Raw genomic sequence first — 12,768 nt, 5'->3', positions numbered from 1 at the left:
TTGCGATGTGGGATGTGGATACAACCAAAAGATTTGATGAGTGGTTTAAGGCTCAGAGTGAGGAACTGAAGGAGGATATGCTCGCCGCGATAGTTATCCTGTCTGAGTATGGGCCGCATTTAGCGAGGCCGTTTGCTGATACCGTAGACGGCTCTGATTTTCCGAATATGAAAGAATTAAGAGTGCAGCATCAAGGCAAACCGATACGGGCCTTCTTTGCTTTTGATCCTTCTCGCCGCGGCATTGTGTTGTGTGCAGGCGATAAAACCGGGGTTAAGGAAAAGAAATTCTATAAAGACATGATCAAATTGGCAGATGCTGAATTCCGCAAATATTTGAATGGAGGGGATAATGGCTAATTTAAAAGAGCTGATGGCAAATCAAAGTCCGGAGAGTCGCGAACGCATTGCCAAAAAAGTCGATGCAATGCGGCAGGTTATCGCGCTACACATGTTGCGCGAAGAACTTAACCTGTCACAGACAGAGATGGCGTACGCAATGGGTGTGAAACAGCCAACTATCGCCAGAATGGAACAGGCTGATAATGATCCCCGCCTTTCTACGCTGAAGCGTTACGTTACGGCTCTGGGAGGCGAGATAAGTATCGATGTCAAATTGCCGACAGGCAAAAGAATAGCTTTTGATTTGTGATTAGAAGAGAGAAGCCACATTATCGTGGCTTCTCTCTTTCCAACCCGTTACACCTCTTCCGACGCTTCGCGCATCATCTCATCGTGCGGAACATCATCCAGAATCTGCTCAAAGCTGCGCAGACGCTTGTAAATCGACATCAGTTCAACCAGCGTTGACCACGAGGTGATCAGATACTGGAAAGAACCGCGAACCTGATCGAACACGTTGCTAATTTGATTGAGCAGACCCAGTGTTATCGTTCCTGCGGCGATTGATGGGAACAACATGACCAGGCCAAAGAGATTATCTATCTGTAAATAGAACATTCTGGCGATATTGAAGTACAGATAATGAAAATAGAGACGAAAGTAATTCAGTCTGACGTTGTCAAAAAGCACTCTTACCGTCGGCGGTGTAGCGCGGTCAGCATTGTCTTCGCCGTAAACCAGTTCTTTACGATAAGCTGCTTCTACTCGCTGGTTACGAAACTCCAGGCCTGGTAATTTTAATCCGACTACTGCTAACAGTCCTGTTCCCAGTACAGACCAGACAACGGCGGCAATGACCAATGCATAAGGTATGGCGCCAAGAATCGGTACGCTTTTTACATGGTGTGACAGCTGAACCAGTACTGGCAAAAAAGCGATGAGCGTCATGATAGCCTGTATGAAACTGACTCCCCATCCCTCCAGTGTGAGAGCAAAGCGCATCGTATCTTCCTGCACACGCTGCGCTGCGCCTTCAATATGACGTAATCGCTGCCAGTGGTGCATATAATAATTATTCATCGCGGTACGCCAGCGGAATACCCAGTGGCTAATAAAAAAGGCATTTATTACGCCAATAGTCACAGCAACCATAACAATGCCTGCTACGCCCACAATTTCAGAATAGAGCTGGCTAATTGATACAGAACCGGCTTTTGTTATTGCCTTTTGTATCAAGTCGTAAAAGGGTTGATACCAGGCGTTAATTGCTACGCCGACCTGAACCCCAAACCAGGTAACAAAAATAATTAGCGCAGAGCCCCACACTGACCAACGCTGCCAGGGGTGGTTATCAATCACTCGCCAGGCAAGTGCGAACAGGGCAACCATTATCCAGTAATAGGCATAAAACCATAACTCACCTGGTGCAATGAAGCGCATCACTGTCGTGGGCAAAGGCTGCTTTATCGCAGCCTGAAAAGCAGGCCAAAAATGAGCAGGTAAATTGCTGGCAAAGCCGAACCAGGCAAAAATCGCTACTAAGCTCCAGACAGCCGCAGAGCTGAAAAACAGCGCTGGCCGCGGAAAAAAAGACTTAAACATAGGCACTCCGCTGTTGTGTGTTGCCTGTTATAACGTTTTTGACGGGTCGCTGTCTGTAGTCTGTTGTTTCTGCTAATGACAGGAGGGGGATAGATGTTAATGAAATTGTGCGGTTTTGTTTCCTGGAACTAAATCTTTGTGAATGGCAGTGTTACAATAGGTTGTTTGTTACCGGTAACAAACAGGCTCCTGGCCTGTATCTGCTGATAAAAACCATTACAACGCAACCACCTATTTTTTTCATACCGCCGGTCAGCGCGGGAATGAGGCAATGTCATGTCAGAACAAAAAAAGGGTCATTCACGCAGGGATTTTTTGCTGAAGACAATCACCCTGGCGCCTGCAATGGCGGTAGGTTCCACAGCGATGGGTGCACTCTCCCTGCCGCTGGCCACACAGGCGGCTGAAACCCCGGCCACGCCACAGCAGGCGCGCGAATACCAGCCGAACTGGTTCACCGCCGAAGAGTTTGCTTTTATTACCGCCGCCGTGGCACGGCTTATCCCCAGTGATGAACGCGGGCCTGGTGCGCTGGAAGCGGGCGTGCCTGAGTTTATCGATCGTCAGATGAATACGCCGTATGCCACGGGGTCGAACTGGTATATGCAGGGGCCGTTTAACCCCGACCTGCCGAAAGAGCTGGGCTATCAGCTGCCGCTGGTGCCACAGCAGATCTACCGCCTCGGTCTGGCCGATGCCGATAATTACAGCAAAAAGCAGCACGGCAAGGTGTTCGCCCAGCTCAGTGGCGAGCAGCAGGATGCCTTACTGCAGGCGATGGAAAATGGCAGTGCTGAATTCAGCCAGCTGCCGGCAAAAGTCTTCTTTAGCTTCCTGTTGCAGAATACCCGTGAAGGCTTCTTCAGCGATCCTATACACGGCGGGAATCAGGGCATGGTCGGCTGGAAGCTGATTAACTTCCCTGGCGCACGCGCCGACTTTATGGACTGGGTAGAGCGCGGCGAACGTTATCCGTTCCCGTCAGTGTCGATTCGCGGGGAGAGAAGCTAAGCATGGCAAACGAAATGAAAAAAGTGGATGCGGTGATTGTCGGCTTCGGCTGGGCGGGTGCCATTATGGCGAAAGAGCTGACCGAAGCGGGCCTGAACGTGCTGGCGCTGGAGCGCGGACCGCATCGTGATACCTATCCCGATGGCTCCTATCCGCAGTCCATTGATGAGCTGACCTATAACGTCCGCAAAAAGCTTTTCCAGGATCTCTCCAAAAGCACCGTGACCATTCGTCATGATGCGTCGCAGACCGCAGTGCCCTATCGTCAGCTGGCGGCATTTCTGCCCGGCACCGGTACCGGTGGCGCGGGTCTTCACTGGTCCGGCGTCCATTTCCGTGTCGATCCGGTTGAGTTGCGGATGCGCAGCCATTACGAAGAGCGCTACGGCAAGAACTTCATTCCGGAAGGCATGACGATTCAGGATTTTGGCGTCAGCTACGATGAGCTGGAGCCGTTCTTCGACAAAGCGGAAAAGGTTTTTGGCACCTCAGGCAGCGCCTGGAGTATCAAAGGCAAAGTGGTCGGCAAAGATACAGGCGGCAACCCGTTTGCGCCCGATCGCTCAGATAACTTCCCGCTGCCCGCGCAGAAGCGCACTTACTCGGCGCAGCTGTTTGCTCAGGCGGCAGAGTCGGTCGGCTATCACCCTTACGATCTGCCGTCCGCCAATACCTCGGGTCCGTATACCAACACCTACGGCGCACAGATGGGGCCGTGCAACTTCTGCGGTTATTGCAGCGGCTACGCCTGCTACATGTATTCCAAGGCGTCGCCTAACGTCAATATCCTGCCTGCGCTGCGTCAGGAGCCGAAGTTTGAGCTGCGCAATAACTCTTATGTGCTGCGGGTCAATCTCAGCGATGACAAAACGCGTGCGACCGGCGTGACCTATGTGGATGGGCAGGGCCGCGAGCAGATTCAGCCCGCTGACCTGGTGATCCTCTCCGCCTTCCAGTTCCACAATGTTCACCTGATGCTGCTGTCGGGCATCGGCAAACCCTACAACCCGATTACCAACGAAGGGACCGTAGGCCGCAACTTCGCCTATCAGAACCTCTCTACGCTGAAGGCGCTGTTTGATAAGAACACCACCACTAATCCGTTTATCGGTGCGGGTGGCGCAGGCGTTGCGGTTGATGATTTCAACGCGGATAACTTCGACCATGGGCCGCTGGGCTTTGTTGGTGGTTCGCCATTCTGGGTTAACCAGGCGGGCACCAAACCGATCTCCGGCCTGCCGGTGCCGGCGGGTACGCCCAACTGGGGCAGCAAATGGAAAGCGGCGGTGGCGGATACCTACACCCATCATCTGTCGATGGATGCGCACGGCGCCCACCAGTCTTATCGCGCCAACTACCTTGATCTCGATCCCAACTACAAAGATGCTTATGGACAGCCGCTGCTGCGCATGACCTTTGACTGGCAGGATAACGACATCAAAATGGCGCAGTTCATGGTCGGTAAGATGCGCAATATCGCGGAAGCGATGAATCCGAAGATGATCATCGGCGGCGCGAAAAAGCCTGGCACCCATTTCGACTCCACGGTTTATCAGACTACCCACATCAGTGGCGGGGCGATCATGGGCGACGATCCAAAAACCAGTGCGGTCAACCGTTATCTGCAAAGCTGGGACGTACCGAATGTGTTTGTACCGGGCGCATCAGCTTTCCCGCAGGGACTGGGCTACAACCCGACCGGCATGGTGGCGGCGCTGACCTACTGGTCAGCAAAAGCGATTCGCGAACACTACCTGAAAAATCCAGGCCCACTGGTGCAGGCATAAGGACATGGCGATGAAAAATGGCATTCTGGCTCTGATTCTTGGCTCCCTGACGTTCGCCGCCCTGGCGGAGAGCAGCCAGGACGATCTGGTTAAACGGGGTGAGTATCTGGCGCGAGCCGGTGACTGTGTGGCCTGCCACACCAGCAAAGGCGGCGCAGCGTTTGCCGGTGGTCTGCCGATGGCAACACCGATTGGCACCATCTACTCCACCAACATTACGCCCGATCCCGCGACTGGCATTGGCGAATACAGCTACGACGACTTCCAGAAAGCGGTGCGTCAGGGCGTGGCGAAAAATGGCGAAACGCTCTATCCGGCGATGCCATATCCCTCTTACGCCGTGGTCAGCGATGAAGACATGAAGGCGCTTTACGCCTACTTCATGCATGGCGTCGCGCCGGTCGGGCAGCCAAACCGGGAGAGCGACATTCCCTGGCCGCTGTCGATGCGCTGGCCGCTGGCGATCTGGCGCGGGATTTTTGCGCCCGACGTGAAAGCGTTCCAGCCTGCAGCCCAGGAAGATCCTGTGCTGGCACGTGGTCGCTATCTGGTTGAAGGACTGGGCCACTGCGGAGCCTGTCACACGCCGCGCAGCATCACGATGCAGGAGAAGGCGCTGACCAACAATGAGGGCAGCGACTATCTGGCGGGCAGCAGCGCACCGATTGATGGCTGGACCGCCAGCAATCTGCGTGGCGACAACCGCGATGGACTGGGTCGCTGGAGCGAAGAGGACCTGCGTCAGTTCCTGCGTTATGGCCGCAACGATCAGACCGCCGCTTTTGGTGGCATGACCGACGTGGTGGAACACAGCCTGCAGCACCTGAGCGAGTCCGATATCACGGCGATTGCGCGCTATCTGAAGTCGCTGGGCGCGAAAGATCCCCATCAGGCAGCCTTCAGCGTCGATGACGCCACGGCCAAAGCGTTGTGGAAAGGTGACGACAGTGCGACGGGTGCAGCCACCTACGTCGACAGCTGTGCGGCGTGCCATAAAACCGATGGCAGCGGCTACAAACGTTTCTATCCGGCGCTGCGCGGTAATCCGGTGGTGCTGGCGGACGATCCGACCTCACTGATCCATATCGTGCTGGTGGGCGGACAGTTGCCTGGCGTAAATGGCGCGCCGTCGACCATTACCATGCCAGCATTTGGCTGGCGTCTTGACGATCAGCAGGTAGCGGACGTGGTAAACTTCGTGCGTAACAGCTGGGGCAACAAGGCGTCGGAGCCGGTCAGCGCGAAACAGGTCGCTGAGCTGCGTAAAGATGAGAAAGATCGGCTGGGCAGTGCAGATATCCGGGTACTGGAAGGCAAATAATCGGCAGTAAAAAAGGCCGTCATCATCAGGATGACGGCCTTTTCTTTTAGATATTCTCCAGATCGATACCGCGCGTTTTCGGCCCATAAATCCCTACCGACAGCATCACCATCACCATGCTCAGCACGATAAAGGTAATCACACCTGGCGTACCGGCATACTGCAGGATCACCCCAATCAAAATACTGCTGAATACCGTAGAGAGACGGCTGAAGGAGTAGCAGAAGCCAACCGCCCGCGCCCGAATATGGGTCGGGAAAATCTCGGTCTGATAGGCGTGGAAGCTGAAGGTCAGCCAGGCGTTGGACCAGGTGATCAGGAAGCCGCAGAGAATCAGCAACACCGGCTGCGTCTGGAAGGCGAACAACGTGCCGAACACCACCGTCATCAGCGACGACAGGACAATCTGCCACTTATTTTCCAGCTTATCGGCGTAGCGGCTACAGATCAGCGATCCCAGCGGATAGGCCAGCGTGATGAAGAAGGCATAAAGCAAACTGTGCGTCACCGTGGCACCGCGGCCTGACAGCAGCGCAGGCAGCCAGTTACCAAAGCCGAAAAAGCCGATCGCCTGGAAAAAATTCATCACCACCAGCATCAGGGTGCGCTTGCGGTAAGCGGGTGACCAGATCTCGCTGAAGCGCCCCCGTTTTGGCAGCTGCGCCGCGGCGTCGTCGGCTGAAAAAGCGGGTCCTGCCGGGATGCCGCAGCGTTGCTCCATCGTGGACAGCACCTGATGCGCCTCCTGATGACGACCCTGCTGCGCCAGCCAGCGCGCCGACTCCGGCAGGTTCCTGCGCACCAGCCAGATCACCAGCGAACAGACCGCGCCCGCAATGACCACCCAGCGCCAGCCTTCAAGGCTGAACAGCGTTTGCGGAATCAGCCACCACGACATCAGCGCCACGGCCGGCACCGATAAAAACTGCACGAAAAAGGAGAAGGCAAAGGCGCGGCTGCGCAGATGGGTCGGCACCCATTCCGACAGATAGGTGTCGATGGTCACCAGCTCGACGCCCAGCCCGATCCCTACCAGAAAGCGGAACAGAATAATCATCTCCGCGCTCTGCTGGAACGCCATCAGCAGCGAAAACAGCCCGTACCACAGCAGCGCACACATAAAGGTGAGACGGCGACCAAAGCGGTCAGCGTAGGGTGCCAGCAGGCTGGCACCGAAAAACAGACCGAGAAAAGTGGCCGAGGCGAAGGCCGCCTGATCGGAGAAGCCCAGCACGCCTGCCGCACCCGTGTGAAATACGCCCGCCGACAGCAGGCCGGTACTGATGTAGCCGGTTTCAAACAGGTCATAAAGCTCAAAAAAGCCGCCCAGCGCCAGCAGCGTAATAAAGCGCCACAATCCGGCGGATGAGGGCAGCGCATCAACGCGTGCGGCTAAGCTGTTACGGGCCGCCGATGAAGCGTGCATCGGTGGCAGGCTGGTGGAGATGGTGGTCATGTCAGCGTGAACCTCAGGCAGTGTAGAGACGACTCGCAGCCGGTCGGAGGCTTATTAAAATAGTTAACCGTTAGCAAGCGAAGAAATAGCAGAATAGTCAATTCATCCGCCGTTGCCGAGAGGGTCGTTGCTGACTATTTAGCAACGTACGTTGCAGGTTTTGCCATCCGTGGCAGGCGCACTCCGGCAGCGGCGACCAGGCCAGAATCTGATTGCAGCGAACTCCGGACTGTCTCTCAGTCCGGTAACGCGGGGGCAGGAGCGCATGGATGCAAATGGCGTCCTTGCGTTATCATAGCCTTGCTTTATGACACCTTTTCACGGACGCGGAAAAAGCTGAGCTAAAGAAGCTGACACAATTACTGAAAGATGAGGTGTAACGTGAGTTTTTTTGACGAGCTGAAAGCATCGCTGGAAGAGGCTGTGGAGATCAAAAACGGTATCAGGGAGCCCGGTCGTGTTACCCGTTACGCGGTTGCCGACGTGAAGGCTATCCGGGCACAGCTTAACGTCTCACAGAGCGAGATGGCGACGGCATTGGGAACCAGCCTCGATACCATAAAGAGCTGGGAAGCCGGACGGCGTAACCCGACCGGGCTGGCAGCTAAAGTACTGGTCACTATCCAGAAAAACCCAGAATTTTTTAAGGAGCTGGCGGCGCAATGAGCCGTTGTTCCCTGCACGCCGTTTAACAAAAAATAAAACGTGCCACCGATGAAACATTCATCGGTGGCACTGTGCTTTACGGCAGTTTTGGCCAGACACCAGGCCCGATCGGCAGACCCAGCAGATACCACACCAGCAGCAGCGCTATCCAGCTGATAAAGAACACCAGCGGATAGGGGAAGATCAGCACGTAATAGGTGCCGAGCTGCGCATCTTTTTGGTAACGCTGCAAAAAGGCGAGAAACAGCGGCAGAAACGGCGACATCGGTGCCAGTGGCAGCACGGCGGAGTCGGCGATGCGGAAAATCATCTGGGCAAAGGCCGGGTGGAAGCCGAGCAGCATAAACATCGGCACAAAGACCGGCGCCAGAATCGACCAGATGGCTGAGCCGCTGGCGATAAACATGCAGAGAAACGCCGACAGGAACATCAGGCCAAGAAAAGCGGGCGCGCCGCTGACGCCTGCGCTCTCCAGCACATCAGTCAGCCCGATCGCCATGAATTTGCCCATGTTGCTCCAGTTGAAGAACGCCACGAACTGCGACAGCGGAAACACCATCACGATAAAACCCGCCATGCCCTTCATCGGATCGACCAGCAACTGCGGGATATCATCCGGACGGCGGATCTGTCGGGTGACCACGCCATAAGCAATCGCCACCACAAAGAAGAACAGAATGATGATCGGCACAATGCCCTGAATAAAAGGCGAGGGAATAATGGCGCCGGTGGCGGGATTGCGCAGCGGTGCATTTTCCGGCACCACCAGCAGCGCCATCAGGGCGATAAACAGCAGCGCGGCGATCCCGGCAGCCCGCAGACCGCGGTTTTCAAGCGGCGTCAGCGCCGCCAGCTTCTCGCCGTTGCCCTGCCACTTTGGCAGTCGCGGCTCGACAAATTTATCGGTCAGCAGCGCGCCCACAATCGTCAGCACAATCACCGACGTGGCCATAAAGAACCAGTTATCGATGACACTGACATGCACCGTGTCGCTGACCGCTTTAGCCGCTTCAGTGCTGATGCCCGAGAGCAGCACATCGGTGGTGACAATCAGCAGGTTGGCGGTAAAGCCGGAGGCCACACCGGCAATGGCGGCCAGCAGGCCCGCCACCGGATGACGGCCCACCGCCAGAAAGATCAGTGCGCCCAGCGGCGGCATCACTACCAGCGCGGCATCCGAGGAGATATGGCTGAAAAAGGCGATAAACAGCACCATGTAGCTGGCATAACGGCGGCTGACGCGTGACGCCATCTTCACCATCAGCGACTGGAGCAGGCCGACCTTTTCCGCCAGTCCGGCACCAATCACCAGCGCCAGAATCGATCCCAGCGGGGTAAAGCTGCTGAAATTTTTGATGATATTTGGCAGGATCCACTGAATGCCTGCGACGCTCAGCAGGTTATTCACCCGCACGATTTCGCCGTTGCTCGGATTCTTCACCGCCAGATCCAGCGCGCTGATAATGGCGGTCGCCACCATCAGCACCACGATCAGATAGACAAACAGTAAAAACGGGTTGGGGACTTTATTCCCCACGCGCTCGATCCAGCTGAAGAGCCGGCCAGGACTGCGGTTCTCGGATGTTGCTTCCATGGTATTGGTTCTCGTCTTGTGTCCCTTTTATCGGCGGTAGCAAGGCCTGACGCCGGTCGCGTTGTGCGACAGGCGGTGAGTTCAGTTCCGGCACCGCTGAATCGGGGAAGTGTTTGCAATATTTTTTTATAGTGGTCCGCGTCAAAGACACGGCCGTTGGCTCATTCGGCCAGTTTTGTTGGTGTGATCCCCGCCGGGATCGGGCAGTGATAGGGCTGCGCGGCGCGTACCCGATCAAACTCGGCCCGGCAGCCAGCCAGCGCCTGCCGATCCGTTAACAGCGTTAGCACCGTGGCCGCCATCACTTTGCCCGCCAGAAACATCCCCTTATGCCCGATACTGGTGCGGCCCTGCGCCACCAGTTGCCAGGTGTGCAACGGCGTGCCGAAGGTAAAGCAGGGCGCAAAACACTGTGCAGTCGGCGTCACCCAGCTGACATCGCCGACGTCGGTGGAGCCATAAAGCAGATCACGTGTGACCGCATAGGGCGCGACCTCATCCATAAACAGCTTGTCACCCAGTTGTTCAGCCCAGGCGTGACCGGCTTCACCACCGGTTCGGGCGGCATTGAGCCGGGCATTGCGCAGATCGTCATCAGTGAGCGTGGCACGCAGTTCAGCCGCAAACGCGCGTTCTTCGTCGCTGTAGTCGGGCAAACCAAACTGATGCAAATAACGCTCCATGACCGCTTCCAGCGCGCGATTCGGGACGTAATCCGAGCAGGCTTTGTCAAAACGTACGGTCAGCGTGGTGTCGGTCATCAGTGCTGCACCCCTGGCGATATTGATCACCCGTTCATAAATCGCCTGCGCCTGTGGCAGTTCCGGGGCGCGGATCAGGTAGAGCACCTCCGCATCCGCCTGCACCACGTTTGGCGATACACCGCCGCTGTTGGTGATGGCGTAGTGCAGACGTGCCTCCTGAACAATATGCTCGCGCAGAAAATTGGCCCCGGTATTCATCAGCGTGACGGCATCCAGGGCGCTTCGGCCCAGATGGGGAGAATTGGCCGCGTGCGCCGCAACCCCTTTGAAGCTGAACGCCGCCTGAATATTGGCGAGGGTGCGCAGATTGAACATGCCGCTGAACCCCTCCGGATGCCAGGTCACGGCGGCATCAACGTCGTCAAACAGCCCTTCGCGCACCATAAAAGTCTTGCCCGAACCGCCTTCTTCGCCAGGGCAGCCGTAAAAGCGAACCGTGCCACCCGTGTGATGCTGTTCCATCCAGGCTTTCACGGCGCAGGCCGCCGCAACACCTGCCGTGCCGAGCAGGTTGTGACCGCAGCCGTGTCCGTTGCCGTTGGCTTCCAGAGGTTGTGGCCGGGCGCAGCCCGCCTGCTGACTCAGGCCCGCCAGCGCATCGAACTCGCCAAGGATGGCAATCACCGGCTTGCCGCTGCCCGCACTGGCGATAAACGCCGTATCGATGCCACCCACGCCGCGTTCCACTCTGAATCCCTCTTCTGCCAGCGCATCAGAAAGCAGGGCTGACGAGCGGGTTTCGGCAAAGCGGGTCTCCGGTGTGTCCCAGATGGCGTCACTGAGCGTGCTGAAACGAAGCTGATGACGAGCGATATAGTCGGCAATAAAGTCTTCCATCATCGTGAGCCCCCATACTGCGCCTGGTTCAGCGCCAGCGTCGCCAGCAGCGTGATGGCGTCCGGCATCACCCGCTCATCAAAGTCGAATTTCGCATTGTGGTGACCCGCCGCCAGCTCACAGCCAAAAATGACGTAAGAGGCCTGACCGCCGCGCTGCTTTACCCGTTCCATCATGTAGGTCGCATCTTCCGAACCCGCCGCCTGCGCTTTACGATCGACCACGGAGTTGAAGATACCGAGCGCGTCCGCCTGCTGATGGATGAAATCAACCCATGGCTGCGTCGGGGTACAGCTGCGCGCGGCCCCCATCAGCGAGACCCGCTGCTCAACGCCATACATCGCCGCCGCACCGGCAATCACCCGCAGCGCCTGCTGATAGATGTCGTCGTTGACCTGATTGGTCACGCCACGGGTTTCGACTTTCAGCAGGGCGCAGTCGGCTACCACGTTGCGGCCGGTTCCCGCCTGCAGCACGCCCACGTTGACCCGTGCCACGCCGCCGCTGTGCTGGGTTAAACCATGCAGCGCCAGCGTTGCCTGTGCGGCGGCCAGCAGGGCATTGCGCCCCTCTTCAGGACGACCGCCCGCATGGGCACCGATGCCGGTAAAGTGAACATCCAGCTTGGTAGTGGCGAGGAAGCTGTCGCTGCCGCACACCACTTCGCCTGCCGGCACGCCGGTGCCGATATGAATGGCGGTGAAGCGATCAACGTCATCGACTACGCCCGCCGCCACCATCGCTTTTGCGCCGCGCACACCCTCTTCGGCGGGCTGGAAGATCAGTTTAATCGTGCCGCTGAGCTGATCTTTCATCGCCATCAGCACCGAGGCGAGACCCAGCCCGATGGTGGTGTGGCCGTCATGTCCGCAGGCGTGCATCATGCCTGCGTTGCAGGAGGCGAACCCTTCACGCTGCGGCAGATGATCGTCAGCCTGGCTCTCGTTGAGATCCAGGGCATCCATATCGACGCGGAAGCCCATCACCGGGCCAGGACGGCCGGTCTCAAGCGTTGCCACGATGCCGCAGAATCCGCCGGAGAAGTGGCTGATCCACTGCGGCAGCGCGCCCTGTTGCAGCGCGCGCGCTTCCTGCTGCTTCAGCACTGCCTCGTCGGGCAAGCCCATCCGCGCGTCGGCGTCGATGACCTCACGGCCCAGCTTCAGTTGATAACCGAGCTTATGCAGCTCTTCAGCGACGAAGGTGGCGGTGCGGAACTCCAGCCAGCCCGATTCGGCATAGTGATGGAAGTCGCGACGCCACTGTTGCAGCTGTGGCAGCCGGGCGCTGACGTGGTCTGAAAGGGGGTTCATCGGCTCTCTCCTCGTTGTTGATTTTTTATGCACTGTTCCGAATCTACACAATGGTATTGACCGGCATAAGATGCGA

11 protein-coding genes are annotated in these 12,768 nt (G+C 57.1%); 6 read left to right on the top strand and 5 right to left on the bottom strand.

Annotated elements, in window-relative coordinates:
* The first annotated feature begins 5 nt into the window (after positions 1-5).
* Complete coding sequence (locus OK409_RS12820) at positions 6-359, top strand: type II toxin-antitoxin system RelE/ParE family toxin (protein ID WP_022625232.1); 354 nt, start codon at positions 6-8, stop codon at positions 357-359.
* Complete coding sequence (locus OK409_RS12815; protein ID WP_064690602.1) at positions 352-651, top strand: helix-turn-helix domain-containing protein; 300 nt, start codon at positions 352-354, stop codon at positions 649-651. The genes OK409_RS12820 and OK409_RS12815 overlap by 8 nt, the downstream gene beginning before the upstream one ends.
* Before the next feature lie 47 nt (positions 652-698).
* On the opposite strand, the gene sbmA is transcribed toward OK409_RS12815, so the two are convergent.
* Positions 699-1,943: a peptide antibiotic transporter SbmA gene (gene sbmA / locus OK409_RS12810; protein WP_264367126.1), complete on the bottom strand. Its 1,245-nt coding sequence runs from the start codon at positions 1,941-1,943 to the stop codon at positions 699-701.
* A 276-nt stretch (positions 1,944-2,219) separates the two neighbouring features.
* On the opposite strand from sbmA, the gene OK409_RS12805 reads away from it, so the two are divergent.
* Genes OK409_RS12805 through OK409_RS12795 form a run of 3 tightly spaced genes read left to right on the top strand, consistent with a single transcriptional unit; the run spans position 2,220 to position 6,062 of the window.
* A complete protein-coding gene (locus OK409_RS12805) occupies positions 2,220-2,954 on the top strand; it encodes a gluconate 2-dehydrogenase subunit 3 family protein (protein ID WP_264367125.1) in 735 nt (244 codons plus the stop codon).
* Between the two features lie 2 nt (positions 2,955-2,956).
* Positions 2,957-4,741, top strand: coding sequence for a GMC family oxidoreductase (locus tag OK409_RS12800; protein ID WP_010672042.1), 1,785 nt, complete (start codon positions 2,957-2,959; stop codon positions 4,739-4,741).
* 10 nt (positions 4,742-4,751) lie between these two features.
* Positions 4,752-6,062: a c-type cytochrome gene (locus OK409_RS12795; RefSeq protein ID WP_172608736.1), complete on the top strand. Its 1,311-nt coding sequence runs from the start codon at positions 4,752-4,754 to the stop codon at positions 6,060-6,062.
* A 46-nt stretch (positions 6,063-6,108) separates the two neighbouring features.
* Here the strand turns inward: OK409_RS12795 and OK409_RS12790 are convergent, their stop codons facing one another.
* Complete coding sequence (locus tag OK409_RS12790; protein ID WP_010672040.1) at positions 6,109-7,518, bottom strand: MFS transporter; 1,410 nt, start codon at positions 7,516-7,518, stop codon at positions 6,109-6,111.
* Positions 7,519-7,899: 381 nt separating this feature from the next.
* Here OK409_RS12790 and nadS point away from each other — a divergent pair, with 381 nt between their 5' ends.
* Positions 7,900-8,184, top strand: coding sequence for a NadS family protein (gene nadS / locus OK409_RS12785; RefSeq protein ID WP_022625237.1), 285 nt, complete (start codon positions 7,900-7,902; stop codon positions 8,182-8,184).
* Positions 8,185-8,260: 76 nt separating this feature from the next.
* On the opposite strand, the gene abgT is transcribed toward nadS, so the two are convergent.
* From abgT to OK409_RS12770, 3 genes are all read right to left on the bottom strand, one after another.
* Positions 8,261-9,778, bottom strand: a complete 1,518-nt coding sequence (gene abgT / locus OK409_RS12780; RefSeq protein ID WP_010252101.1) for a p-aminobenzoyl-glutamate transporter — start codon at positions 9,776-9,778, stop codon at positions 8,261-8,263.
* A gap of 161 nt (positions 9,779-9,939) precedes the next feature.
* Positions 9,940-11,382: a M20 family metallopeptidase gene (locus OK409_RS12775; RefSeq protein WP_061901845.1), complete on the bottom strand. Its 1,443-nt coding sequence runs from the start codon at positions 11,380-11,382 to the stop codon at positions 9,940-9,942.
* Entirely contained in the window at positions 11,379-12,692 is a 1,314-nt protein-coding gene (locus OK409_RS12770) for an amidohydrolase (RefSeq protein WP_033787530.1), read from the bottom strand. The genes OK409_RS12775 and OK409_RS12770 overlap by 4 nt, the downstream gene beginning before the upstream one ends.
* Positions 12,693-12,768 lie beyond the last annotated feature (76 nt).

Source organism: Pantoea sp. RG18, from assembly GCF_025910075.1.
GTDB lineage: Bacteria > Pseudomonadota > Gammaproteobacteria > Enterobacterales > Enterobacteriaceae > Pantoea > Pantoea agglomerans.
Note: the sequence above shows the minus strand (reverse complement) of the source record. Positions and strands in the feature narration are given on the sequence as shown.